Source organism: Streptomyces mauvecolor, assembly GCF_039532965.1.
GTDB classification, from domain to species: Bacteria; Actinomycetota; Actinomycetes; order Streptomycetales; family Streptomycetaceae; genus Streptomyces; species Streptomyces violascens.
The window spans coordinates 95322-120053 of sequence record NZ_BAAASQ010000009.1 but is presented as its reverse complement, the minus strand read 5'-3'; the positions used below and the strand labels follow the sequence as shown (position 1 = coordinate 120053).

At 71.1% G+C, this 24732-nt stretch carries 20 protein-coding genes; 6 read left to right on the top strand and 14 right to left on the bottom strand.

Features of this window, described 5'->3' with window-relative positions:
- Positions 1-2 precede the first annotated feature (2 nt).
- The 5 genes from ABD346_RS12910 to kdpF form a co-directional block, all read right to left on the bottom strand.
- Positions 3-686, bottom strand: a complete 684-nt coding sequence (locus tag ABD346_RS12910) for a response regulator (protein ID WP_344374610.1) — start codon at positions 684-686, stop codon at positions 3-5.
- A 112-nt stretch (positions 687-798) separates the two neighbouring features.
- Positions 799-1473: a potassium-transporting ATPase subunit C gene (locus ABD346_RS12905; protein WP_344374608.1), complete on the bottom strand. Its 675-nt coding sequence runs from the start codon at positions 1471-1473 to the stop codon at positions 799-801.
- Between the two features lie 5 nt (positions 1474-1478).
- Positions 1479-3617, bottom strand: coding sequence for a potassium-transporting ATPase subunit KdpB (kdpB, locus tag ABD346_RS12900; RefSeq protein ID WP_344374606.1), 2139 nt, complete (start codon positions 3615-3617; stop codon positions 1479-1481).
- Entirely contained in the window at positions 3614-5278 is a 1665-nt protein-coding gene (kdpA, locus tag ABD346_RS12895; RefSeq protein WP_344374605.1) for a potassium-transporting ATPase subunit KdpA, read from the bottom strand. Before kdpA ends, kdpB (ABD346_RS12900) begins: the two co-directional genes overlap by 4 nt.
- 8 nt (positions 5279-5286) lie before the next feature.
- Positions 5287-5376 (bottom strand): K(+)-transporting ATPase subunit F, encoded by a 90-nt coding sequence (gene kdpF, locus ABD346_RS12890; protein WP_063801986.1) that lies wholly within the window; start codon positions 5374-5376, stop codon positions 5287-5289.
- 416 nt (positions 5377-5792) lie between these two features.
- On the opposite strand from kdpF, the gene kdpB (ABD346_RS12885) reads away from it, so the two are divergent.
- On the top strand, positions 5793-7958 hold the full coding sequence (gene kdpB, locus ABD346_RS12885; protein ID WP_344374603.1) for a potassium-transporting ATPase subunit KdpB: 2166 nt from the start codon (positions 5793-5795) through the stop codon (positions 7956-7958).
- Positions 7959-7986: 28 nt separating this feature from the next.
- Here kdpB (ABD346_RS12885) and ABD346_RS12880 read toward each other — a convergent pair whose 3' ends face one another.
- Together ABD346_RS12880 and ABD346_RS12875 are read right to left on the bottom strand one after the other, a co-directional pair.
- Complete coding sequence (locus ABD346_RS12880; RefSeq protein WP_344374601.1) at positions 7987-9507, bottom strand: DEAD/DEAH box helicase; 1521 nt, start codon at positions 9505-9507, stop codon at positions 7987-7989.
- A gap of 384 nt (positions 9508-9891) precedes the next feature.
- Entirely contained in the window at positions 9892-10095 is a 204-nt protein-coding gene (locus ABD346_RS12875) for a cold-shock protein (RefSeq protein WP_053726075.1), read from the bottom strand.
- 432 nt (positions 10096-10527) lie between these two features.
- Between ABD346_RS12875 and ABD346_RS12870 the strand changes: the two genes are divergently transcribed.
- The 4 genes from ABD346_RS12870 to ABD346_RS12855 all read left to right on the top strand — a co-directional run bounded on the left by ABD346_RS12870 (position 10528) and on the right by ABD346_RS12855 (position 13847).
- The gene (locus tag ABD346_RS12870; RefSeq protein WP_344374600.1) at positions 10528-11292 is read left to right on the top strand and encodes an SDR family NAD(P)-dependent oxidoreductase; all 765 of its coding nucleotides are present in this window, start codon (positions 10528-10530) and stop codon (positions 11290-11292) included.
- 23 nt (positions 11293-11315) lie between these two features.
- Complete coding sequence (locus ABD346_RS12865) at positions 11316-12443, top strand: sensor histidine kinase (RefSeq protein ID WP_344374599.1); 1128 nt, start codon at positions 11316-11318, stop codon at positions 12441-12443.
- On the top strand, positions 12440-13096 hold the full coding sequence (locus tag ABD346_RS12860; RefSeq protein ID WP_344374597.1) for a response regulator: 657 nt from the start codon (positions 12440-12442) through the stop codon (positions 13094-13096). Before ABD346_RS12865 ends, ABD346_RS12860 begins: the two co-directional genes overlap by 4 nt.
- Positions 13097-13208: 112 nt before the next feature.
- Positions 13209-13847 carry a GOLPH3/VPS74 family protein gene (locus ABD346_RS12855; protein ID WP_344374596.1) on the top strand — a complete coding sequence of 213 codons (639 nt, stop codon included), beginning with the start codon at positions 13209-13211 and terminating at the stop codon, positions 13845-13847.
- Between the two features lie 27 nt (positions 13848-13874).
- Here the strand turns inward: ABD346_RS12855 and ABD346_RS12850 are convergent, their stop codons facing one another.
- From ABD346_RS12850 to ABD346_RS12830, 5 genes are all read right to left on the bottom strand, one after another.
- Complete coding sequence (locus tag ABD346_RS12850) at positions 13875-14987, bottom strand: ABC transporter substrate-binding protein (protein WP_344374595.1); 1113 nt, start codon at positions 14985-14987, stop codon at positions 13875-13877.
- Positions 14988-15069: 82 nt separating this feature from the next.
- Positions 15070-16566, bottom strand: coding sequence for an IMP dehydrogenase (locus tag ABD346_RS12845; protein WP_344374594.1), 1497 nt, complete (start codon positions 16564-16566; stop codon positions 15070-15072).
- Between the two features lie 290 nt (positions 16567-16856).
- Entirely contained in the window at positions 16857-17768 is a 912-nt protein-coding gene (locus ABD346_RS12840) for a polysaccharide deacetylase family protein (protein WP_344374593.1), read from the bottom strand.
- Between the two features lie 372 nt (positions 17769-18140).
- Entirely contained in the window at positions 18141-19373 is a 1233-nt protein-coding gene (locus tag ABD346_RS12835; RefSeq protein ID WP_344374592.1) for a GNAT family N-acetyltransferase, read from the bottom strand.
- An 80-nt stretch (positions 19374-19453) separates the two neighbouring features.
- Positions 19454-20698 carry an MFS transporter gene (locus ABD346_RS12830; RefSeq protein WP_344374590.1) on the bottom strand — a complete coding sequence of 415 codons (1245 nt, stop codon included), beginning with the start codon at positions 20696-20698 and terminating at the stop codon, positions 19454-19456.
- A 56-nt stretch (positions 20699-20754) separates the two neighbouring features.
- Between ABD346_RS12830 and ABD346_RS12825 the strand changes: the two genes are divergently transcribed.
- Positions 20755-21738 (top strand): ArsR/SmtB family transcription factor, encoded by a 984-nt coding sequence (locus tag ABD346_RS12825; protein WP_344374589.1) that lies wholly within the window; start codon positions 20755-20757, stop codon positions 21736-21738.
- Between the two features lie 12 nt (positions 21739-21750).
- Here the strand turns inward: ABD346_RS12825 and ABD346_RS12820 are convergent, their stop codons facing one another.
- Together ABD346_RS12820 and ABD346_RS12815 are read right to left on the bottom strand one after the other, a co-directional pair.
- On the bottom strand, positions 21751-22902 hold the full coding sequence (locus tag ABD346_RS12820; protein ID WP_344374587.1) for an XdhC family protein: 1152 nt from the start codon (positions 22900-22902) through the stop codon (positions 21751-21753).
- A 45-nt stretch (positions 22903-22947) separates the two neighbouring features.
- The gene (locus tag ABD346_RS12815; protein ID WP_344374585.1) at positions 22948-24411 is read right to left on the bottom strand and encodes an NCS2 family permease; all 1464 of its coding nucleotides are present in this window, start codon (positions 24409-24411) and stop codon (positions 22948-22950) included.
- Positions 24412-24732 lie beyond the last annotated feature (321 nt).

Genomic DNA, 24732 nt, shown 5'->3' with positions numbered 1-24732 from the left:
GCTCAGACCTCGAAGCGGTAGCCCATGCCCGGTGCCGTGATGAGGTACCGCGGATGTGAGGGGTCCGCTTCGAGTTTGCGTCTCAACTGGGCCATGTAGACGCGGAGGTAGTTGCTCTGCGTACGGTAGCTGGGCCCCCAGACCTCCTGCAGCAACTGGCGCTGGCTGACGAGGCGGCCGCGGTTGCGGATCAGGACTTCCAGGAGGTGCCACTCGGTCGGGGTGAGCCGCACGTCGTTCCCGGCGCGCTTCGCCTTCTTGGCGAGGAGGTCGAGGGTGAACGCCTTGGTGGTGACGACTCCCCCGTCGGCGCTCTTCGTGGCGGGTTCGACCCTGCGGGTCGCGACCCGCAGCCGGGCCAGGAGCTCGTCCATGCTGAACGGCTTGGTGATGTAGTCGTCCGCCCCCGAGTCGAGGGCCTCCACCTTCTCGTCGGAGGTGTTGCGCGCGGAGACCACCAGGATCGGCGCCCGGCACCAGCTCCGCAGCCGGCGCATCACCTCGATGCCGTCCATGTCGGGCAGTCCGAGGTCGAGCAGGACCGCGTCCGGGGGCTGTACAGCGGCGAGCTGGAGGGCCGTGGCGCCGTCCGTCGCCGCGTCCACGTCGTATTTTCGCGCCTTCAGGTTGATCTCAAGAGCCCGTACGAGCTGTGGTTCGTCCTCCACCACCAGCACCCGGGTCATCGGCGTGCCGCCTTCCTGTTGTGCGCGGTCTTCCTGACGCTGCCCGGCGGTGCGGGAGCCGGGGCCCGGATGTCCTCCGGGGCCGGGGCTCCCGCCCGCCGTCGTAAGTGGCTCACTTCTGCGTGAGTTCCTTGAGTGCGATGTTCAGCTTGAGGACATTGACGCCGGGCTCACCCATGAAACCGAGGATCCGGCCGCTGGTGTTGTCGGTGACGAGCTTCTCGACCTGCTTGACGTCGAGGTGGTTCCGCTCGGCGACCCGGTGGACCTGGAGCTCGGCATACGCCGGGGAGATCTGCGGGTCGAGGCCCGAGCCGGAGGAGGTGACCGCGTCCGCGGGCACATCGGCCGGGTTCACCTTGTAGCCGGCCGTCGAGTTGTCCTCGACGACCGCGTCCTTGGCGTCCTTGACCTGCTTGATCAGCTTCTCGTTGTCGGCGGAGAGGTTGGTCGCGCCGGAGATGATCAGCTGGTACTGGGTGTTGAGGGTGTTCGTGCCGAGCCCGTTGGAGGGGCGGGGCTGGAACCACTTCAGGTCCGGCCGCGCGGCCTCGTCGGTGTTGTTCGGGTCCTTCTTCGGGAGGTTGTAGGTCTGCCCGATGAGCTCGGATCCGACCACCTTCCCACCCGACTTGATCTCGGACCCGTTGGCCTTGTCGCTGAAGGCCACCTGCGCGATGCCGGTCACCACGAGCGGGTAGATCACGCCGCAGACGATGGTCAGGACCAGGAGCGCGCGCAGGCCCGCACCGAGCAACCGGGCTGTGTTTCCGACAGAGTTGTTCATCGTGTTCAGCCGATTCCGGGGATGAGGGAGATGAGCAGGTCGATGATCTTGATGCCGATGAACGGGGCGATCAGACCGCCCAGGCCATAGATGCCGAGGTTGCGCCGCAGCATCTTGTCGGCGCTGGTCGGCTTGTACTGCACGCCCTTCAGGGCCAGCGGCACGAGGGCGATGATGATCAGCGCGTTGAAGACGACCGCGGACAGGATCGCCGACTCGGGGCTGTGCAGGCTCATGACGTTGAGCTTGTCCAGGCCGGGGTAGACGACCGCGAACATCGCCGGGATGATCGCGAAGTACTTCGCGACGTCGTTGGCGATCGAGAACGTGGTCAACGCGCCCCGGGTGATGAGGAGTTGCTTGCCGATCTCGACGATCTCGATGAGCTTGGTCGGGTTCGAGTCGAGGTCGACCATGTTGCCGGCCTCCTTCGCGGCCGACGTACCCGTGTTCATCGCGACACCGACATCGGCCTGGGCGAGTGCCGGGGCGTCGTTGGTGCCGTCGCCGGTCATCGCGACCAGCTTGCCGCCGGCCTGCTCCCGCTTGATGAGCGCCATCTTGTCCTCGGGGGTCGCCTCCGCGAGGAAGTCGTCCACGCCCGCCTCTTCGGCGATCGCCTTCGCGGTCAGCGGGTTGTCACCCGTGATCATGACCGTCTTGATGCCCATCCGGCGCAGCTCGTCGAACCGCTCCCTCATGCCCTCCTTGACGACATCCTTGAGGTGGATGACACCGAGGACACGCGCGCCGTCCACGTCTTCCACAGCCACAAGGAGCGGCGTGCCACCGGCCTGGGAGATCCGGTCGGTGAGCGCCTGGGCGTCCTCCGCAACACTGCCGCCCTGCTCCTTGACCCATGCGACCACCGAACCGGCCGCACCCTTGCGGACCTTGCGCCCGTCCACGTCCACGCCGGACATACGGGTCTGGGCGGTGAAGGCCACCCATTCCGCGCCGGTCAGCTCGCCCTGGTGACGCTCACGCAGGCCGTACTTCTCCTTCGCGAGGACCACGATCGAGCGGCCCTCGGGCGTCTCGTCCGACAGGGACGAGAGCTGGGCGGCGTCGGCGACCTCGGCTTCGGTCGTGCCCTTGACCGGCACGAACTCGGATGCCTGACGGTTGCCGAGCGTGATGGTGCCGGTCTTGTCCAGGAGCAGCGTGGACACGTCACCGGCGGCCTCGACTGCCCTGCCGGACATGGCCAGTACGTTGCGCTGGACCAGGCGGTCCATGCCCGCGATGCCGATCGCGGAGAGCAGCGCGCCGATGGTGGTCGGGATCAGGCAGACCAGGAGCGCGGCCAGCACGATCATGGACTGCTCGGCCTTCGCGTACATGGCGAAGGGCTGCAACGTCACCACGGCCAGCAGGAAGACGATCGTCAGCGAGGCGAGCAGGATGTTGAGCGCGATCTCGTTCGGGGTCTTCTGCCTCGCCGCGCCCTCAACCAGGTTGATCATCCGGTCGATGAAGGTCTCGCCCGGCTTCGTCGTGATCTTGATGACGACACGGTCGGACAGCACCTTCGTGCCGCCGGTGACCGCCGAGCGGTCACCGCCCGACTCCCGGATCACCGGAGCCGACTCACCCGTGATGGCCGACTCGTCGACGGATGCGACGCCCTCGACGACGTCACCGTCGCCGGGGATGATGTCGCCCGCCTCGCAGACCACGAGGTCACCGATCCTCAGCTCGGTGCCGGGGACCTGTTCCTCGGAACTCCCGTTCAGGCGGCGCGCGACGGTGTCGGTCTTGGCCTTGCGCAGCGTGTCGGCCTGTGCCTTGCCGCGGCCCTCGGCTACGGCCTCCGCCAGGTTGGCGAAGATCGTGGTCAGCCACAGCCACGCGGCGATCGCCCAGCCGAACCAGTCCCCCGGGCTCTTGACGGCCAGGACCGTGGTCAGGACCGACCCGATCTCCACCACGAACATGACCGGGGACTTGATCATGATGCGCGGGTCGAGCTTCTTGACCGCGTCCGGGAAGGACTTCAGGAGCTGCTTGGGGTCGAACATGCCGCCCCCGACCCGTCCCGCTTCGGGCTTGTGCCCGCTGGGGAGGTCGCTGTGGGGAGCGCGCGTGGGTGTTGCGGTGGACATGGAGCCGGGCTCCTCAGACTTCTTCGTGTCGGTGGTCATGACGCCAGCCCCTCGGCGAGCGGGCCGAGCGCCAGCGCCGGGAAGTAGGTCAGGCCCGCGACGATCATCACGGTGCCGACCAGCAGGCCGGTGAACAGGGGCTTCTCGGTGCGCAGGGTGCCCGCCGTCGCCGGGATCGGCTTCTGCTCGGCGAGCGAGCCGGCGAGCGCCAGGACGAACACCATCGGGACGAACCGGCCGAGCAGCATGGCCAGGCCGATGCTGGTGTTGAACCACGGGGTGTTCGCGTTGAGACCCGCGAACGCCGAGCCGTTGTTGTTCGCGCCCGAGGAGTACGCGTACAGGACCTCGGAGAAGCCGTGCGCGCCCGAGTTCGTCATCGAGGTCAGCGTCGACGGCATCGCCATCGCGATGGCCGTGAAGATCAGGACGAGGGCCGGGGTGACCAGGATGTAGCAGGCCGCGAACTTGATCTCACGGGTGCCGATCTTCTTGCCCAGGTACTCGGGCGTACGCCCCACCATCAGGCCCGCGATGAACACCGCGATGATCGCCATGATCAGCATGCCGTAGAGGCCGGAACCCGTACCACCGGGGGCGATCTCGCCGAGCTGCATGCCCAGCATGGTGATGCCGCCGCCGAAGCCGGTCAGCGAGGAGTGGAAGGCGTCCACCGCGCCGGTCGAGGTGAGGGTGGTGGCGACCGCGAAGATCGACGAGCCGCCGACGCCGAACCGGTTCTCCTTGCCCTCCATGGCACCGCCGGCGATGTCGAGCGCCGGGCCGCCGTGGTGGAACTCGGTCCACATCATCAGGGCGGTGAAGCCGATCCAGATCGTCACCATGGTGGCGAGGATCGCGTAGCCCTGCTTGACCGAGCCGACCATCCGGCCGAAGGTGCGGGTCAGCGCGAACGGGATGACCAGGATCAGGAAGATCTCGAAGAGGTTGGTGAACCCGTTGGGGTTCTCGAAGGGGTGGGCGGAGTTGGCGTTGAAGTAACCGCCGCCGTTCGTGCCCAGCTCCTTGATGGCTTCCTGCGAAGCCACCGCGCCGCCGTTCCACTGCTGCGAGCCGCCCATGAACTGCCCGACCTCGTGGATACCGGAGAAGTTCTGGATCGCGCCGCAGGCGACCAGGACGATCGCGCCGAGCGCGGCGATCGGCAGCAGGATGCGGACCGTGCCGCGCACCAGGTCCGACCAGAAGTTGCCCAGCTCACCGGTGCGCGAGCGTGCGAAACCCCGCACCAGCGCGACGGCGACGGCGATACCGACGGAGGCGGACACGAAGTTCTGCACCGCCAGGCCACCGGTCTGCACGACGTGGCCCATCGTCTGCTCACCCGAGTACGACTGCCAGTTCGTGTTGGACACGAAGGAGGCGGCCGTGTTGAACGCCTGGTCGGCCGGGATCGAGACGAACCCGAGCGAGCCGGGCAGCGAGCCCTGCAGGCGCTGCATCAGGTAGAGGAAGAGGACGCTCACCGCGGAGAAGGCGAGGACGCCGCGCAGATAGGCGGGCCAGCGCATCTCGGTGGACGGATTGGCGCCGATGGCCTTGTAGATCCACTTCTCGACGCGCAGGTGCTTGTCGGAGGAGTAGACCCGGGCCATGTAGTCGCCGAGCGGACGGTATGCGAGGCCCAGTGCCACGGCCAGGGCCAGGAACTGGAGCACACCAGCGAGAACAGGAGACATAGCGGGGCTCAGAACCTCTCCGGGTACACAAGGGCGAGGACGAGGTAACCCAGGAGGGCGACGGCCACGATCAGGCCGACGATGTTCTCGGCAGTCACAGCTTCGCCACCCCCTTGGCGATGAACGCCACCAGCGCGAAGACCGCGATCGTGGTGACGACGAAGGCCACGTCGGCCATCGTGAACTCCTCATAGAGGCTCGAAAGAAACGGACACCCTGAGCAAACCTCCTCACCGGGCGCTTTCGGCCGCCGTTGACGCCCCTCTTACGGCCCGGGGCGGCTCCTTGACGGGTCTCATACGCCCCTGGCCGCCGAAGACGGCCGGTCGGACACGGGCAGCCGTTTCGGCCGTATTGTCGCGGCTTTGACGCGGGTGGCATCCGCTGTCAGAGAGCCGTAAATACCCATGGAATCGGGTGAGTTGGGCTCCCGCGGTGACCTACATTTGCGTCCGGCCGATCACAGGCTGTGTCCGAACCCCGTCCGGCTGCCGGACCCTCCAGAAGGTCGTGCATGTCTCCCGCCGCCCCCCAGCAGGCCCCGACCGTCCTGGCCCCCAGTGGCCCGCCGCCCAGGAACCCGCCGGGGCCGCGGCCGCACCGGCCGAAGCGGTCCGCCGGACTCTTCGAACCCGTACAGCTCCTGAAGGCGTTTCCCGATGCGCTGCGCAAGCTGCATCCGCGGGATCTGGTGCGTACGCCCGTGTTGTTCGTCGTGGCCATCGGGGCGGCCCTGACCACGCTGTCCGCGCTCGTCCACCCGTCGGTCTTCACGTGGGTGATCGGCGTCTGGCTGTGGCTCACGGTGATCTTCGCGAACCTCGCGGAGGCCGTCGCCGAGGGCCGGGGCAAGGCGCAGGCCGAGTCGCTGCGCCGGGCCCGTACGGACACCGTCGCGCTGCGGCTGCGGGACAACTGGCGGGTGGGCACCGATCTCGACCACGCCAGGACGGAGGCCGTCGCGGCCACCGACCTCAAGCCGTTCGACTTCGTCCTGGTCGAGGCGGGCGAGCTGATTCCGGCGGACGGCGATGTGGTGGACGGGGTCGCTGCCGTCGACGAATCGGCCGTGACCGGCGAGTCGGCGCCCGTGATCCGTGCGTCGGGCGGTGACCGCTCGGGCGTGACCGGCGGCACGACCGTCCTCTCGGACCGGATCGTCGTACGCGTCACCTCACGGCCCGGGCACTCCTTCCTGGACCGGATGATCGCGCTGGTGGAGGGCGCGGCCCGGCAGAAGACGCCGAACGAGATAGCGCTGAACATCCTGCTCGCGGCGCTGACCATCGTCTTCGTCCTGGTGGTGGTCACGCTCCAGCCGATGGCCGAGTACGCGAACGCCGCGCAGTCCACCACCGTCCTGGTGGCGCTGCTCGTGACGCTCATCCCGACCACGATCGGGGCGCTGCTCTCCGCGATCGGCATCGCCGGGATGGACCGGCTCGTACAGCGCAACGTCCTTGCCATGTCGGGGCGGGCGGTCGAGGCGGCGGGCGACATCAACACGCTGCTGCTCGACAAGACGGGCACGATCACGCTGGGCAACCGGGAGGCCTCGGCGTTCGTGCCGATGCCCGGGGTCCAGGAGACGCATCTCGCGGACGCCGCCCAGCTGGCCTCGCTCGCGGACGAGACGCCCGAGGGCCGCTCGGTGGTGGTGCTCGCCAAGGAGCGGTACGGGCTGCGCGAGCCGGCCGAGGGCGATCTGCGCGGCGCCCGCTTCGTGGAGTTCAGCGCGCAGACCCGGATGAGCGGGGTGGACCTGCGCTGGGAGAACGGCGCCGTGTCCCACATCCGCAAGGGCGCGGCCGCGCAGGTGATCGAGTGGGTGGCGATGTACGGGGGTCAAGTCCCGGACCAGGCAAGGTGGTTCGCGGATTCCATCGCCGCCTCGGGAGGCACCCCGCTGCTCGTCGGCGTGCACGACTGGAACGGGCCCCGCGTCCTCGGGGTGATCCACCTGAAGGACGTCGTCAAGGACGGCATCGCGGAACGCTTCTCGGAACTGCGCCGCATGGGCATCCGTACGGTCATGATCACCGGGGACAACCCGCTGACAGCCCGGGCCATCGCCCAGGAGGCCGGCGTGGACGACTTCCTCTCCGAGGCCACCCCCGAGGACAAGCTCGCCCTGATCAAGAAGGAGCAGGAGGGCGGCAAGCTGGTCGCGATGACCGGCGACGGCACCAACGACGCCCCGGCACTCGCCCAGGCCGATGTGGGCGTGGCGATGAACACGGGAACCTCGGCCGCGAAGGAGGCCGGGAACATGGTGGACCTGGACTCCAACCCGACGAAGCTCATCGAGATCGTCGAGATCGGCAAGCAACTCCTCATCACCCGGGGCGCGCTGACCACGTTCTCGATCACGAACGACGTGGCGAAGTACTTCGCGATCATCCCGGCGATGTTCGCCTCGGCCTATCCGGGGATCGGCGCGCTGAACGTCATGGGTCTGCACAGCCCGACGTCCGCGATCACCTCGGCGATCATCTTCAACGCGCTGATCATCGTGGCGCTGATCCCGCTGGCCCTGCGCGGCGTGCGCTACACCCCGGCCTCGGCGCACGATCTGCTGCGCCGCAACCTGGCGGTGTACGGGCTCGGCGGGCTTGTGCTGCCGTTCGTCGGGATCAAGCTCATCGACCTGTTGGTGTCGACGGTGCCGGGCCTGGGGTGACCGGTGCCGGCCGGCCACCCCGTGGGCGTCAGGCGGCGCGGCGGACCCGGGCGGCCTTGCGGGCCTCGGCCATTTCGCGGGTCTCGCCCGCGCGGCGCGAGCCGCCCGAACGACCGCCGCCGGCCTGACCGCGGGCGGTGCCGCGGCCGCGGAACGGAGCCTGGCCGCGCTGCTTGGGGCGCTCCGCCGGGGCCGCCGCGGGGGTGACCGGGATGCCGGAGGGGGCCTGGGCGCCGGTGATGCGGCTCAGCTCCGCCTCGCCGGAGCGGACCTGGGTGATGGTCGGGGTGATCCCGGCGGCCATCATCAGGCGGCTCATCTCGCGGCGCTGGTTGGGCATGACGAGGGTGACGACGCTGCCGGACTCGCCCGCGCGGGCGGTCCGGCCGCCGCGGTGCAGGTAGTCCTTGTGGTCCGTCGGCGGGTCGACGTTGACCACGAGGTCGAGGTTGTCGACGTGGATGCCGCGCGCCGCGACGTTGGTCGCGACCAGGACGGACACGGCGCCGGTCTTGAACTGGGCCAGGGTCCGGGTGCGCTGCGGCTGGGACTTGCCGCCGTGCAGGGCGGCCGCCCGCACACCGCTCTGAAGCAGGTGCTTGGTGAGCTGGTCCACGGCGTGCTTGGTGTCCAGGAACATGATCACCCGGCCGTCGCGGGCCGCGATCTCGGTGGTCGTGGCGTACTTGTCGGCGCTCTGCACGTGCAGCACGTGGTGCTCCATCGTGGTGACCGCGCCCGCCGACGGGTCGACGGAGTGGACCACCGGGTCGTGCAGGTACTTGCGGACCAGGAGGTCGACGTTGCGGTCCAGGGTGGCCGAGAACAGCATCCGCTGGCCCTCCGGGCGCACCTGGTCGAGGAGCTCGGTGACCTGCGGCATGAAGCCCATGTCGGCCATCTGGTCGGCCTCGTCCAGGACGGTGATGGCGACCTGGTCCAGGCGGCAGTCGCGGCGCTCGATGAGGTCCTTGAGCCGACCCGGCGTGGCCACGACGACCTCGGCACCGGAGCGCAGCGCACCGGCCTGGCGGCCGATCGACATGCCGCCGACGACGGTGGCCATCCGCAGCCGCAGGGCCTTGGCGTACGGGGTGAGCGCGTCGGTGACCTGCTGGGCCAGCTCGCGCGTGGGCACCAGGATCAGGGCGAGGGGCTTCTTGGAGTCGGCGCGGCGCCCGGCGGTGCGGACAAGCAGGGCGAGGCCGAAGGCGAGGGTCTTGCCGGAGCCGGTGCGGCCACGGCCCAGCACGTCGCGGCCGGCGAGCGAGTTCGGCAGGGTGGCGCCCTGGATCGGGAACGGCTCGGTCACACCCAGGCCGGCCAGCACGTCGAGGACCTCGGTCGGCATGTCCAGATCGCCGAAGTTCGCGACCGGGGGCAGAGCCGGGGTGATGGTGACGGGGAGGGCGAACTCGCCCTGGGGTGCGGCGGGCCTGCGGCCGCCGCCGGAGCGGTTCTGCCCCTGGGGCCGGAAGCGGGCCCCGCGGTCGGCGCCGCTCTTACGGGCGGCGGAGTAGCGGTCGTTCGTGCGAGCTGAACGGTTCAAGGAGAACCTTCCTCGATATGGCACGTATCGAGGGAGCCCGGCGCAATGGAAACGCCGGGACATCGCAAGAACGAGCCGAAAACAGAAGTCGAATTCCGATCCGGCCGCACGAGGGCGCGGAAATTCCCCGCCCGTTGTCGGAATGCCGGGCAGCCGCCGCCTGGGAAGGCGGGCGGGCCGGATCGGGACAGCGGGCAGATGCGCACCCCGGCCGTGGCCGGGATGGTTCGTCCGCTGCGTGGCGAGACACCGGGCGGCGCCCGGTGTCCCGCGGGCCGTGAAAATGCCGTCACGCAGTGGCGGCGGGCCCGGTGGAACAGCAACGGGCTGGGGCCCGCACCCCAAGGTGCGAGCCCCAGCCGCGTGCAGAAAACGCTTCAAGCGTCAGGCAGGCGTGATGTTCTCGGCCTGCGGGCCCTTCTGGCCCTGCGTGACGTCGAAGTTCACCTTCTGGCCTTCCTGAAGCTCACGGAAGCCAGAGGAGGCGATGTTCGAGTAGTGGGCGAAGACGTCCGGGCCGCCACCCTCCTGCTCGATGAAGCCGAAGCCCTTTTCCGCGTTGAACCACTTCACGGTGCCAGTAGCCATGTCATATCTCCTTCGGGGCAATGCCCGGGGGTCCGCACTGTGCTGACCCCGTCGTTACCGCGATGATTGCCCCGTCCGGAAAAAGCACCGGAAATACAAAAGTGCCTGACGGCATAAAACCATCAAGGCACTTGAAGTCTTTGGGAACCACAACTGCAACTGGGATCAACAGTAGCACGGATCCGGCAAGACGGCACGGCAAATACTACTATTTTGCGCACGCCACCAGGAAGCCCCGCCGGATTTTGCGTAAATTTCCGTGGCCGCGGTGACAAATATTCAGGTTCCCCTGCCCTGACGCCCGCCTCAACACCGTGTCCGAAGTGGCCAGTTATGGGCCCTCGCACTTGATCTTCGACGGAGTCCGCGAACACTGAAGCGGTGCGCGGGCAGGTCCCGCGCCCCCTGGCCCCCGGAGAAATGAGAGCCGCCATGACCACTGTTCTGATCACCGGTGCCACCTCGGGCATCGGCGCCGCCTTCACGCACCGCTTCGCGGGCTTCGGATGCGCGCTCGTCCTGGTCGCCCGGGACGAGGAGCGGCTGAAGAAGACGGCCGAGGAGCTGCGGTCCCGGTACGGCGTACGGGTCGAGACGCTGACGGCGGATCTGGTCGATCCGGCGCAGTGCCGCCTGGTCGAGGAGCGGCTCGCGGCGGCCGACGATCCGGTGGACGTGCTGGTCAACAACGCGGGATCCGGCCTTCCCGCGCCGTTCCCGCACAGCCCCGTCGACGACGAGGAGCGGATGCTCGATCTCCTGGTGCGGGCCCCGCTGCGGCTCACGCACGCGGTCGTGCCGGGGATGACCTCGCGCAAGCGGGGCGTCGTCCTCAACGTCTCCTCGGTGGCGGGCCTGCTGCCCACCGGCACGTACGGCGCCGCCAAGGCATGGCTGACCGCGTTCAGCGAGTCCCTGCGGGTCGACCTCGCCCCGCACGGGGTGCGCGTCCTCGCGCTCGTGCCCGGTTTCACGCGGACGGAGTTCCAGAAGCGGGCCGGGATGGATGTGAGCTCGCTTCCCGAGTGGGCCTGGCTGGATGCCGAGAAGGTCGTGGAGCAGGCGCTGAAGGATCTGCGCCGCAGGCGCCCGGTGAGCATCACGGGGCTCCAGTACAAGGCGTATGCCTTCGCCGTCCGTCATGTGCCGCGCACCGTCGCCGCGCGGATGGCCCGCTCGCGCACCCCCGCGAAGTGACGCGCGGTTGGTAGCGTCGCGGCGTGGGTCATCTGCGCGGTCCGGACGACGGCGGCACTCCTCCCTCGGCCCGGGCGGTCGGGGCGCTGCGGGCGGCCTCCGCCGTGCTGGTGCTCGGGGTGGCGGTGCCCACCTGCCTGGCGGCCGGTGCCGCGGGGCGGCCCGCTGCCGCGCTCGCCCTCGCCGTGGCGCAGGCCGTGGCCCTGTGGTGGGTGGTGGGCCGGCCCGGTGCCGTGCTCGCGGTGAGCGCGCTGCTCGGGGCCGGGATGTGGCTGCTGTTCCCGGCGCTGAGCCTGACGGGTGCGCTGCTCGGGGCGCAGCTCGCCCTGTGCGTCCTTTCGGCGCTGCGGCCGGTGCGGGAGTCGCGCCGGTGGCTGCTCGGCATGCTCGCGCTCGCGCCGCTCGCGCTTGCGGGCGGCAGCACGCTGGTCCTTGTCAGCTACGTACTGGCCGTGACGCTGGCCTGGACGGCGGGGCAGTGGCGACGGGCCCAGCAGGACCGGCTTGCCGCCGAGACGCGGCGGGCGGTGGCCGAGGAGCGGGCCAGGATCGCCCGCGAGGTGCACGACGTGGTGGCCCACTCCGTGTCGGTGATGGTGATCCAGGCGAGCGCCGCCGAGGACGTGTTCACGGCCCACCCCGAGCAGGCGAGGCAGGCCCTGCGCGCCATCGAGGGCGCGGGGCGCTCGGCGCTCGGGGAGCTGCGGGTCCTGCTGCGTACGGAATCCGGCGACGACGGCGACGGGCGGCGGCCGCCGCGCGGGCTCGGGGACCTCGGCGAGCTGGCCGCCACCGCGCGGGCCGCCGGGCTCGCCGTCGAGCTGCACGAGGAGGGCCGGGCGATCTCGCCGCCGTCCGCCGTGGACCTCGCCGGGTACCGGATCGTGCAGGAAGCGCTGACCAACACGCTGCGGCACGCGGGGGCCGGCCGGGTGCGGGTGTCGGTGTGCCGCGACGAGGAGGCGGTGCGCATCGAGGTGAGCGACAACGGCCGCCCGGGGAAGGGGAGTTGGCGCTCGGCCGGTTCGGGGCGGGGCCTCGCGGGAATGCGCGAACGGGCCTCGCTGCTCGGCGGCACCCTGGAGGCGGGGCCCGGCCCGGACGGAGGTTTCGAGGTGCGGGCGGTGCTGCCGATAAGGTTCGGGCCGTGACGATCCGGGTGGTGGTGGCCGACGACCAGGCGCTGGTGCGCGGCGGGTTCCGCCTGATCATCGACGCCCGGGACGATCTCGAAGTCGTCGGCGAGGCGGCCGACGGGCAGCACGCGGTGCGCCTGGTCGGGGAGTTGAAGCCGGACGTCGTCCTGATGGACGTACGGATGCCCGTGATGGACGGCATCGACGCGACGCGGGCCATCGTCGCCTCGGGCAGTGCGGCCCGGGTCCTCGTCGTCACGACCTTCGACCTCGACGAGCACGTGGTGACCGCGCTGCGGGCCGGGGCCAGCGGCTTTCTCCTCAAGGACATCCGGCCCGCCGAGCTCGCCGAGGCGGTCCGGGTGGTGGCGCGCGGGGACGCGCTGCTCGCCCCGACCGTGACCCGCCGCATGCTCGATCGCTTCGCGCACACCGCACCCGCCCCACGCCCGGCCGCGCCGGCCGATCTGTCGCCGCGCGAGCTCGAAGTGCTCACTCTGATCGGTCAGGCGCTGTCCAACACCGAGATCGCAGCCCAGCTCCATCTGTCGGAGGCCACCGTCAAGACCCATGTGTCGGCGGTGCTGCGCAAGCTGCGGCTGCGCGACCGGGTGCAGGCGGTGGTCGCCGCCTACGACCACGGGCTCGTCGAACCGCGCCGCGGCTGACCGCGCACTCATCCCGCGGGCTGAGCCGGCCGCGCACTCATCCCGTGGGCCCAGTGCGGATCCATCCGCCGGGTGGATCCCCGCGCGGCGCGGAATCCGTAGCGTCGGCCTCATGACGCACACCCTGTACGGCCGGATGTATCTCACGGCCTACGACACCGCCGCCGGAGCCCTGTACGACCGCACCCGGACCGGCTTCCTGCTCCGCGTCGCGGTCCTCGCCGAGCTGGCATCGCTGGGCCGGATCACCGACTCGGCGGGCGAGGTGGGGGTCACCGGCTCCGGCCGCACCGGCGACCCCGTGCTCGATCACGCCCTTGACGGCATCGGGGCGCACCGGCGCACCTGGAAGGCGTGGGTGCGCTCCGATCGCCGGGAGACCCTGGCCGCGGTCGAGGACCGGCTCGCCGTCCTCGGCCTGATCACGGTGGAGGAGCGGCCCGTCTTCGCCCGCGCCGCGCGGCGCGAGGTGGCGGTGCTGGACACGGCAGGCGTACGCGCGCTGCAGGCGGGGCTCACCGCGTTGCTGCGGGGCGAGGGACCCGTCGAGCCGTACGACGCCGTCGTTCTGGCGCTCGCCTCGGCGGGCAGGGTGCGCCACCTCGTGTCGCCCGCGGACGCCCGCGCCCACAAGGACCGCATCGACGCGCTGACCGGCCGGCTCGACGCGATCGCTCCCGCCCTGGGCAGGACCGTGCGCGGCCTCGGGACCACGCTGGTCGCCGCGCAGGGCGGGATGGGCGGCGGCTGATCCGCGGCGCCGTCGGACAGCGCCGTCTCAGCCGGTACGGAGCACGCGGAAGCGATCGGGCTCCGCCGGGTCCCGGTCGACGACCTGGACCGGCGTCCAGGCCCACTGCCACACGCCGATGCCCGGCGTGCGGGAGAACCGGATCTCCCCGCGGGTGCCCTCGACCGCGACGCGCGGCCAGGAAGCGGCGATGCGCGCCCGGTCCGTGCCGTGCGGGCGAAGGACCTCGGCGAGGACGGTGACCGTGTCGTAGCCCTCGAAGGCGACGAAGGAGGGCGCGGAGCCGAGCCGCTCGCGCAGCGCCGCCTCGACTCGTGCGCCGAGCGGGCCGAGGTGCTCGGGCAGGTAGCGCAGGAACGGGATCGCGGCGCCGTCGTCGCCGAGGAGCGCCGCCCATGAGGCGAACTCCGGCTGCCCGGCCGGCGCACCGATCAGGAGTCCGGCGAGGCGGTGGTCCTGACGTACGGCCCGGACGATCGGCACGGCCGGGTCCGGGTGGCCGACCAGGAGGAGGAGGGCAGTCGCGCCGCTGTCTACGAGTGCGTCGCACACCGCCTCGGGGGTGAGCGCGCCCGTGTCGAGTTCGACGACGGTGCCGCCGCGCGGAGCGAGGTGGTCCCGCAGAATGCGGGTCCCCGACGCCCAGTACACGCTCGGCTGGGTCGCCACGGCTGTGCGGCGGTGACCGGCGCCGAGGAGGAAGTCCGCGTAGATCCGCCAGCCGTGGGACTGCGCCGGGGCCAGGCGCGCCACCTGGTCCGTCGGGCGGTCCGTGAGCGCGTCGAGGACCGCCGACGAGCAGAGGAACGGCAGGCCGAGGGCGTCCGCCCGGGCAGCGGCGGCGCGGGCGACCACGCTGTGGTATTCCCCTGCCAGGGCGGCCACGCCCAGGCCGGCGAGTTCGTCGACGGCCGCCGCGGCCTTCTCCGGATCGGCCGCGGTGTCCCGGACCACCAGCTCCAGCGGCCGTCCGCCGGTCCCGCCGGCGTCGTTGACTTCCCGTACGCCCAGCTCAAGGCCGGCGAGCAGGTGTTGGCCGGCCTCGGCCCAGCCGGGCCGGGTCAGCGGGACGAGGGCGCCTATCCGGACGGCTGATTCGTCGGCGCGCCGCACTCCGGGCGGCGATGGCGGAGTATTCATGGGTGTCGTCTCCCGAGGGGCGATCCGGTTGTCGGCCGGATCGCACAGTGGACGTCAGGTCGCGGGCTACTGACGGGGCCCGTCAGGCGATGGTCGCCGGGGTGTCCCGCAGGGTGACGTTCGCGTGGCTCTCCTGGAAGCTCTGGTCGGAGACCAGGGTCAGCCGGGCCGTGGACTGGAATTCCGGCAGCGTGACGGATCCGCAGGAGACCATCGTGGTCTTGAGCTTGGCGATGGTGGTGGCGAGGCCCTCGTTGAGGTCGCCCGCGTACGGGACGTAGCCGTCGACGCCCTCTTCGAAGATCAGTCCCTCGCCGCCCTGGCCGTAGCGCTGCCAGTTGCGGGCCCGGTTCGAGCCCTCGCCCCAGTACTCCTTCACGAAGCCGTCCCGGGTGGGGAGTTTGGCGCCGGCAGCCTGGTCGAAACGGGCGAAATAGCGGCCCATCATGACGAAGTCGGCTCCCATCGCGAGAGCCAGGGCCACGTGGTAGTCGTGCACCAGGCCGCCGTCGGAGCAGATCGGCACGTACTCGCCGGTGCGCTCGCGAAACGCGTCCCTGGCAGCGGCGACGTCCAGGACGGCACTGGCCTGGCCGCGCCCGATGCCCTTCTGGTCGCGGGTGATGCAGATGGAGCCGCCGCCCACGCCGACCTTGACGAAGTCCGCGCCCGCCTCGGCGAGGAAGGTGAAGGCCTCGCCGTCGACCACGTTGCCGCCGCCGGCCGGGATCTCCGGGTAGTGCTTCTTCACCCAGCTGAGCGCCTGGGCCTGCCAGTCGCTGTAGCCGTCGGAGGAGTCGAAGCACAGGGCGTCCGCACCCGCCTCCAGGAGGGCCGGGACGCGCTCCTGGTAGTCGTGGGTGTTGACGCCCGCGCCCACGCGCAGGCGCTTCGCGGCATCCACGGCCTGGTTCGGGAAGCGCTTGTTGTCCGCGTAGTCGGAGCGGAACACCAGGTACTGCAGGTGGCCCCCGGCGCCGAGGACGGGGAGGCAGTCGAGGCGCTGGTCCCACAGCCGCGCGTTGGCCTCGGAGAGCGTGGTGTCGGCCTCCGCGTGGGGCAGGTCCGCGACGGCGGTCATCCGGCCGGCCACCGGCCCGTCGAGGTCGTGGCGCTGGGGGTGAAAGTCGCGGGAGGTCACGAGGCCCAGCAGACGGCCGGTGGCGGTGCCGTCGTGGGTGACCGCGGCGGTGCTGTGACCGGTGCGCCGCATGACGGCCACCAGGTGGCTCAAGGTGTCGTCGGGGCGGACGTTGGTGTCGCTGGTGACGAACCCGGCCTTGAAGTTCTTCACCTGGCGCACGGCCGCGGCCTGGTCCTGGATCGACTGGTTGTGGTGCAGGAAGCTCAGGCCGCCGTTGCGTGCCAGCGCGATCGCGAGGTCCGGGGTGCTGACGGCCTGCATGATCGCGGACGTGAACGGGGAGCCGAGTTCGATCGCCGACCGCTCGCCCGCGAGGTGCCGTACCAGGGGCGTGCGCAGGTCGACCGTCGCGGGCGAGCAGTCCGTGCGGGTCCGGTTCGGCAGGAGCAGAAACTCGTTGAACGTCCGCGAGACCTCGGCGATGACCTGTGCCACTGTTCCTCCTGCTGACCCCGTCGGCCGGGGCCCGACTGCCCCGCCGTGAAGATCGCCCCCGTGTTCCAGGGCCCGGGCGGGCAGGGGTCGGCACGGCAGACGTGGAGGTGCCACGCACTGCGGCAGAGCCCTGACCGGCCCGTGGAATCGAACCGGGTGCGGTCGTGACCAGGCACCTTATCGGCTGCCGGGCCGCCGCACGAATCGCGGCGCTCCCGGGCGGAGCCGCCGCGGGTGTTCGATCCGGGCGGCCCCGCCCGGGATATGACGAGTCGTCAGCTACGGTTGTGTCAGATGGCGGGGAAGCTGAACGTGTAGCCCTGCTGGGCCAGCCAGGGCAGCACTTCCTTCAGGGCGGCGACCGTCTGGGCGCGCTCGCCGCCACCGTCGTGGAAGAGCACGATCGGGCCGTTCTTGAGCTCCTGCTTCACCGTCTTCACGATCGCCGCGGTGCCGGGCTGCTTCCAGTCCTTGGTGTCGACGTTCCAGCCGAGCGGGCGCATCCCGTGGCCGGCCGCGATGTGCCGGTTGTCCGGGGTGAAGGCGCCGCCGGGGGCACGGAAGTACTGCACCTTGGCGCCGCCGGCCGCGTCCTCGATCATCTTCTGGGCGTCGAGGACCTCGGAGCTCTGGTAGGCGACGGGCTTCTTGTTCATGGCCTCGTCGTGGCTGACCGTGTGGTCGCAGAGCCGGTGGCCGGCCGCGACGATCTGCTTGACCATGCCGGGGTTCGCCTTGGCCTGCGGGCCGATCATGCAGAAGGTCGCCTTGACGTCGTACTGCTTGAGGACGGCGAGGATCTTCGGCGTCCAGACCGGGCTCGGCCCGTCGTCGATGGTGATCGAGACGGACTTGCCGCCGCTCTCGGTCTCGTGGTCGATCACTTCGGATATCCCGGCGGCACCGGGCGGCACGGCCGGGCCGGTGGCTTCGCCGGAGCCGTCCGAGCCGTCCGGCGCGCTGTCGTCGCCGGACGCCGAGGAGCCGGGCTTGGCGCTCGTGCGGCCGGGCTTGTCGTCGGACTTGCCGTCGGATTTGTCGGTGGACTTGCCGGTCGCGGAGGAGTGGGCGAGCGCGGGGCCCGGACCGTCGGCGGAGGTGTCGCTGCCGAGGAACACCGCGGCGGCCACGCCGCCCGTCAGGACCACGGCCGTTGCTGCGGCCATCACGATGCGGCGTGTGTGGGCGGTCAGTCGCGCCATGGTTTCCCCATCCCCTCGGTACGTGCCGGCTCGGCAGCGGAGCTTCACCGGTTGGCCACGATCGCACGATCGCGCTCGAATCCCGAAATGCGAATTCTCCGGGCGGGTATCGAGGGAAAACACCCGATTTCCGGCAACTTCCCCGGAGAGCAAGGGGGTTGACGCGACCTCAGTGATGCGAGGGGTTCGGTGCAGGTGCCGCAGGCCGGGACTTTGGTCCCTAACGTGCAGGCAAAGACCCCTTCAAGGGGGCTTCCGGTTCCCGCTCCGAGCAGGCAGTTCGCCGCAGGACCTTCGTCCCTGCCCCCGCCGCCCCCGTACGAGAGCCTCGTCACTTCTGCGCGAAATCCCCCCGTCTTCTCCCCCGGCCGATCAGAACTCGTCGACGGTGTGCGGCAGTTCCGTGGTGCGCAGCGCCGCGTCCAGGGCAGCCGCCGCGCCCGGGGTGTGCTCGGTCACCAGGCCCGCGAGAACCAGGCGGCGGACCTCGGTGCCGCCGAGGTAGCAGGCGGCCAGGTCGCGCACGTCGAGGGTGAGGTCGGCAGGGGCCTGGGTCGGCTCGTACGTGCAGGCGTGCGGGGAGACCGCCAGGCGGAAGCGGCCCGCGTTGGCCGGGATGCGGTCGTCGCGGACCTCCAGGACGAGCGCGGCCTCGGCCGCCCAGGAGCGGGCGGTGAGCGCGGCGCCGACGTCCACGAGGCGGATCCACAGCGCCGGGAACTCGGCGACGGCCTTGACCTGGTCCCGGTCGGCGGCGAACAGGAGCAGCGGGTCGTCCGGGGCCAGGCCCCAGGCGCGGACGGTGCCGGTGAGGTCGATGCCGGCGAGGTAGTTCCACAGCGCGGCCTCACCCGCCGGGGTGTCGGCCTCCAGCTCGGCGACCTGGACGGTTCCGGGCTTGGCAGGGTCGTCCTCGCGCCGGGTGCGGTAGAGGGCGTACCCGGCGAGCGGCTCGTCGGCGGCGCCGAGGCCGACGATGCGGGGCGGGCCGAGCTCCTCGTCGTCCTCGTCGGTCTCGGGCAGCCACTCGCCGCGCCAGCGCCGGGTGTCGCGGGCGATGCGCCCGGCCCGGCGGGTGCGGGTCGCCTCGTAGTAGGGGCCGAGCTCGTCGGGCGCGTCGCCGGGGTCGATCAGGCGCAGGGGGCGCCGGTCGGCCTCGATGCGCAGGGCGAGCGGGCGGGTCGAGTCGATCTCGACCGAGGTGCCGTAGGTGGCCGCGCCGAAGCCGAAGCGGCCGTAGATGGCGGCTTCGGAGGCCCACAGCGCGACGATGGGGCGGCCGTGCCCGGCGCAGCGGCGGAACACTTCGGCGATCATGCCGGAGAGCACGCCGCGGCGGCGGTGGGTGGGGGCGACCGAGACGAACGTGAGCCCGGGGCAGGGGAGTTCACCGCCCGGCACGGACAGGGTGAAGCGGTGGGCGACGAGGAAGCCGGCGAGCGCTTCGCCGTCGTACGCCCCGACGCGGTCGCAGCGCAGCACCATCGCGCGGTGGTAGGCGCGCTTCTCCTTCTCGTCGGGGCGGTCGTGGAAGACGAGCCACCAGAGCTCCAGGGCACGGTCGACGTCGGACTCGGGCACGTCGCGGAACTCCAGCTCGCTCATGCGGCGACCCTAACCCGGGCGAAACGGGGCGTCACTCGTATATCGCCCGGTTCGGGGACAGAGCCCCCGGGCGCCGCACATCAGCGCACGCTCTGCTCCGCGGCCACGGCGCTCGGGGCGCGGGCGGCCCGTCCGGCGACCGGCACCGTGACCGCGCCCGCCGCCAGGAACAGGACGCCGAGCGCCAGCCAGCCCGTACCGCCGCCGTGCCCGACCAGGACCGCGACGAGCAGCGGGCCGCCCGCCCTGGCCAGGTCGGAGGAGAGGGCCCAGGCGCCGAGGTACTCGCCCTGCCGCTCCGGCGCAGCCAGGCCGTACGAAATGCCCCAGCCGCTGGCCGAGGAGAGCAGCTCGCCCGCCGTGAGCAGGGTGACCGCGACGGCGAGCACGGCGACCGCGGCCACCGGCGGCAGCGCAGATGTCGTCGCGGTCACGGCGCACGCGGCGAGCAGCGCCAGCCCCGACCGGCGGCCGGCCACGGCGGCGCCGGGGACGGTGTCGCTGCCGCGGGCCGCGCGCACCTGGAGCAGGATCGCGAGCGCCGTGTTGAGCAGCATGAGGACGGCGATCGACCAGCGCGGCGCCTCGGTACGCTGCGAAATCCACAGCGGGAGCCCGATGTTGAGCATGTCGGCGCTGACGTAGAGGAGCCCCGAGAGCGCGGCCAGGAGCAGGAAGCGCCCGTCGCGCAGCGCGCCGCGCCGCGCCGGGTCCGGAGTGCGCACCGCCCGCTCGCCGTCCGGCATCCGGAGCAGCACCGCCGCGACGAGGACGTACGAGAGGCAGTTGCCGAGGACGAGCACCGCGTACCCGGCGTGCGAGTCGAGGGCGAGCGCGGCGCCCGCGCCCAGGCTGCCGAGCGAGAAGCCGATGTTGAGCATCACCCTGCTGTACGCGCTGGCGCCCACCAGGGCGGTGGAGTCGAGGAGTTGGGCGAGGTAGGCGCTCTTGACCGGCCGTCCCGCGCTCTCGGCCAGCGTGATAGCGCAGACCACGGCGAGGAAGCCGGCGAAGGAGTCGACGAAGAGGTATCCGGCGAAGGCCACGGCACGGACCAGGACGGTCGCCAGGTAGACGCGGCGGTGGCCGAGCCTGTCGCCGAGCCGGCCGGCGGGGACGGAGACGGCGGGGCCGAGCAGCGCGGCCAGGGTGAGCCCGAGGCCGACCTGGGCGGCGCCGAGCCCGACGACACGGGTGAAGAAGACGATCGCGCCGGTGTGGAAGAGGCCGTTGCCGATCCAGTCGATCAGGGTGGTGAGGGCGTAGGCGCGCAGCGGACCGCGGGGCGGCAGCAGCGCTGCCGCCCCCTTGGAGGTGGAGGACATGACCACCACTCAACGGCCTTGAGGGACGGGGCGACAGAGATTTAGGCTCTGCCTCAATGCTCAGCTACCGACTCGGCGTCGACGACCTCGCCGACATGCGTTTCGCCTGCTCACCGCTGCTTGAGACGGCCACCAGCCTGTGGGCGCTGCGGCGGCCCGAGAAGTACGCGCTGCACCTGCCCTGGATACGCCGCACGCGCAAGGCGCTGGCCTCGGCGGGCGGACTCGACACCGAGCTGCTCGGCCGGCTCGCGGTGGACGGCAGCGGCTGGATACCCGACTTCATCACACCGCGCCCCGAATCCCCGCTGCCGGACGTCGCGGACGAGCTGCGCCGGGTGCGGGCGACCCCCGAGGACAAGGTGCTCTTCGATGTGCGGGCCGCGTACGCGAGCCGCCCGCTGGGGCCCCGGCTCGCCCAACTGGCCGAAGATCCGCGGCGGTTGAGGCAGGCGATCGCGGATGTGGTGGAGGCGTACTGGGAGCTGGCGATCGCCCCGCACTGGCCGCGGATGCGGGCCGTGCTCGAAGCGGACATGGTGCACCGGGCCCGGCTGCTCGCCCGGGACGGCGCGGCCGCGCTGCTCACCTCGCTCGATCCGTCGGCGACGTGGGACAACGGGCGCCTCACGCTGTTCGTGCACCGGGATCTGCACATGGCCGCGGAGGTCGACGGGCGGGGGTTCTGGCTCGTGCCGACGCTGTTCGCGCAGCACACGATCAGTCCGGTGGGGGCCGAGGAGCGGCCCACGATCGCCTACCCGGCGCGGGGTGTGGCCACGTTGTGGGAGACCCGGCCGCCGCGTCCCGCGGCCGCGCTCGCGTCGCTGGTGGGGCGGCCGAAGGCGGCTCTGCTGCTCGCGCTCGCGGGCCCGGCGTCGACGACCGAGCTCGCCCGGCGCCTCGGCGTCACGGCGAGCGCGGTCTCCCAGCATCTGGCGGTGCTGCACCGGACCGGTCTGGTCGGCCGCGCGCGGGCGGGCCGGGTGGTGCTCTACGCCCGCACGGAGCTGGGCGAAGAGCTGACGCGCGGCGGCTGACCGGGGTGGCGGCTACGCGACGGAACCGATGCGGCCGACCGGCGTGTCCTTGCCGTCGTGGTGGATCGGGGTGTGGGCGCCGGTCAGCGAGACCCCGCTGCCGCCGCGCCGGTTGGCGACGATCTCCGCGGCGATCGACAGGGCGGTCTCCTCGGGCGTACGGGCGCCGAGGTCGAGGCCGATCGGGGAGCGCAGGCGGTTGAGTTCGAGCTCGGTGACGCCCACGTCGCGCAGCCGCTCGTTGCGGTCCAGGTGGGTGCGGCGCGAGCCCATCGCGCCGATGTAGGCGACCGGCAGCTTCAGCGCGGTCTCCAGGAGCGGGATGTCGAACTTGGCGTCGTGGGTCAGGACGCACAGGACCGTACGGGAGTCGGTGTTCGTCCGCTGAAGGTACTTGTGCGGCCACTCCACGACGATCTCGTCCGCCTCGGGGAAGCGGGTCTTCGTCGCGAAGACGGGCCGGGCGTCGCACACGGTGACGTGGTAGTTCAGGAACTTGCCGACCCTGACCAGGGCGGAGGCGAAGTCGATGGCGCCGAAGACGATCATCCGGGGGGCCGGGACGCTCGATTCGACGAGCACGGTGAGCGGCTGGCCGCACAGCCGGCCGTCGGCGCCCAGCGAGAGGGTGCCGGTGCGGCCGCCGTCCAGCATGGCGGCGGCCTCGTCGGCCACGGCGCGGTCCAGCTCGGGGTGTCCGCCGAGGGCGCCCTCGTAGGTGCCGTCCGGGTGGACGAGGAGGGCGCGGCCCATGAGGTCGGCGGGGCCGTCGGTGATGCGGGCGACCGCGGCGGCCTCGCCGCTCGCGGCGGTGGCGAGTGCGGCCGCGAACACCTCGCGGGCGGGCGAGGTGGTACGGACCGGGGTGACGAGTATGTCGATGATGCCGCCGCAGGTCAGGCCGACCGCGAAGGCGTCCTCGTCGCTGTAGCCGAAGCGTTCGAGGACGGTCTCGCCGTCCTCCAGCGCCTGCTGGCAGAGTTCGTAGACAGCGCCCTCCACACATCCGCCGGAGACCGAGCCGATCGCCGTGCCGTCGCTGTCGACGGCGAGGGCGGCTCCCGGCTGCCGGGGCGCGCTGCCGCCGACGGCCACCACGGTGGCCACGGCGAACTCGCGTCCCTGCTCGACCCACCGGTTCAGCTCTTCGGCGATGTCCAGCATGTTCGGTCTCCTTACGGATGGTGGAGGGCGTCGGCGGCGCGGCCGCTACTTGACGCCGAGCCAGTTCTCGATGGGATGGAGGGCGAAGTAAATGGTGAAGACCGCTGTCAGGGCCCACATGAACCCGCCGATCTCGCGCCACTTGCCCTGTGCCGCCTTGATCACGGTGTAGGCGACGACGCCCGCGCCGACACCGGCGGTGATGTTGTACGTGAACGGCATCAGAGCCACGGTGAGGAACACCGGGATGGAGACCGAACGGTCGCTCCAGTCCACGTGCTTGGCGGCGCTCATCATCATCGAGCCGATGACGACGAGGGCGGCCGAGGCGACCTGGGCCGGTACCAGCTGGGTGACCGGGGTGAAGAACAGGCAGGCCGCGAAGAAGAGGCCGGTGACGACCGAGGAGAGGCCGGTACGGGCACCCTCACCGGCGCCGGAGGCGGACTCGATGAACACGGTCTGGCCGGAGGCGCCGGTGACGCCGCCGATCGCGCCGCCCGCACCGTCGATGAACAGCGCCTTGGACAGGCCCGGCATGCGGCCCTTGTCGTCGGCGAGCTTGGCCTCCTGGCCGACGCCGATGATGGTGGCCATCGCGTCGAAGAAGCCGGCGAGCACCAGGGTGAAGACGATCATGCCGACGCTGATGGCGCCGATGGAGCCCCAGCCGCCGAACTCGACGTGGCCGAAGAGTCCGAAGTCGGGCGTGGAGACCGCGCTGCCGCTGAGGCCGGGGGCGGTGCCGCCCCAGTCCGCGTCGGTCAGGCCCGCGGCCTTGGTGACCACGAAGGCCAGGACGCTGCCGGAGACGATGCCGATCAGGATCGCGCCAGGCACCTTGCGGGCCTGGAGGGCGAAGATCAGCAGCAGGGTGATCGCGAAGAAGAAGACGGGCCAGCCGACGAGCTGTCCGGTGGCACCGAGGGTGACCGGCGGTCCGTGCTCGGGTCCCTTGCCCACGAACCCGGCCTTCACGAGGCCGAGCAGGGCGACGAACATGCCGATACCCATGGTGATCGCGTGCTTGAGAGCCAGCGGGATGGCATTCATGATCATCTCGCGGAGGCCGGTGACGACCAGGAGCATGATCACGACGCCGTACATGACACACATGCCCATGGCCTGCGGCCACGTCATGTTGGGGACCACCTGGGTGGTCAGGGCCGCGGAGACGTTCAGTCCGGCGGCGAGTGCGAGCGGGACCTTGCCGATGAAGCCCATCAGCAGAGTGCTCGCCGCGGCGGCGAGCGCCGTGGCGGTCACCAGGCCCGCGTGGCCCAGCGTGTGCTTGTCGACATCGGGCGTCGAGAGGATCAGCGGGTTGAGCAGGAGGATGTAGCACATCGCCATGAAGGTGGTGATGCCGCCGCGCACTTCCTGCGCCAGCGTGGATCCCCGCTCGGATATGTGAAAGTACCGGTCGAGCCAAGACCTGCCGGCCTGGGGACGGGAGCCGGAGCCCGCGTCCTCAGCGGTGGTCTTCGGCTCCACAGACTGCTGGGTCATGGTGCCTACTCCCAAGGTTCACAGGGGCACCCGCATAAGACTTGAGTCCTCAGGTCAGACAAGCTGCGGGATTTGGGATGCTGCGTGGGCTGCACGACCCGGGGGACGGCCCGAGACGAACGGTGTCTGCTCCTGCCGGGGTACCGGAACCGGTACCGCAGTGCAGATGGCTACGGGTGTTGCTGGTGTGACTCGGTTTTGCTGGTAGTGCTGGTACTGCGGGTGTTGCCGATTACTGCGAGGACCGCGAGCGGTGCGGTACTTGACTGCTCCGGGCGGTGCGGGCGACGGAAGTGTGACGTTCCTGGGAGGCACGCACCG

Bases quoted from the DNA above. Each gene is read 5' to 3' on its own strand.
- ABD346_RS12910 (WP_344374610.1), bottom strand. From the start codon at position 686: ATGACCCGGGTGCTGGTGGTGGAGGACGAACCACAGCTCGTACGGGCT.
- ABD346_RS12835 (WP_344374592.1), bottom strand. From the start codon at position 19,373: ATGAGCGAGCTGGAGTTCCGCGACGTGCCCGAGTCCGACGTCGACCGT.
- ABD346_RS12850 (WP_344374595.1), bottom strand. From the start codon at position 14,987: ATGAATACTCCGCCATCGCCGCCCGGAGTGCGGCGCGCCGACGAATCA.
- ABD346_RS12815 (WP_344374585.1), bottom strand. From the start codon at position 24,411: ATGACCCAGCAGTCTGTGGAGCCGAAGACCACCGCTGAGGACGCGGGC.
- kdpB (WP_344374606.1), bottom strand. From the start codon at position 3,617: ATGACCACCGACACGAAGAAGTCTGAGGAGCCCGGCTCCATGTCCACC.
- ABD346_RS12875 (WP_053726075.1), bottom strand. From the start codon at position 10,095: ATGGCTACTGGCACCGTGAAGTGGTTCAACGCGGAAAAGGGCTTCGGC.
- kdpB (WP_344374603.1), top strand. From the start codon at position 5,793: ATGTCTCCCGCCGCCCCCCAGCAGGCCCCGACCGTCCTGGCCCCCAGT.
- ABD346_RS12855 (WP_344374596.1), top strand. From the start codon at position 13,209: ATGACGCACACCCTGTACGGCCGGATGTATCTCACGGCCTACGACACC.
- ABD346_RS12820 (WP_344374587.1), bottom strand. From the start codon at position 22,902: ATGCTGGACATCGCCGAAGAGCTGAACCGGTGGGTCGAGCAGGGACGC.
- ABD346_RS12830 (WP_344374590.1), bottom strand. From the start codon at position 20,698: ATGTCCTCCACCTCCAAGGGGGCGGCAGCGCTGCTGCCGCCCCGCGGT.
- ABD346_RS12905 (WP_344374608.1), bottom strand. From the start codon at position 1,473: ATGAACAACTCTGTCGGAAACACAGCCCGGTTGCTCGGTGCGGGCCTG.
- ABD346_RS12825 (WP_344374589.1), top strand. From the start codon at position 20,755: ATGCTCAGCTACCGACTCGGCGTCGACGACCTCGCCGACATGCGTTTC.
- ABD346_RS12870 (WP_344374600.1), top strand. From the start codon at position 10,528: ATGACCACTGTTCTGATCACCGGTGCCACCTCGGGCATCGGCGCCGCC.
- ABD346_RS12840 (WP_344374593.1), bottom strand. From the start codon at position 17,768: ATGGCGCGACTGACCGCCCACACACGCCGCATCGTGATGGCCGCAGCA.
- kdpA (WP_344374605.1), bottom strand. From the start codon at position 5,278: ATGTCTCCTGTTCTCGCTGGTGTGCTCCAGTTCCTGGCCCTGGCCGTG.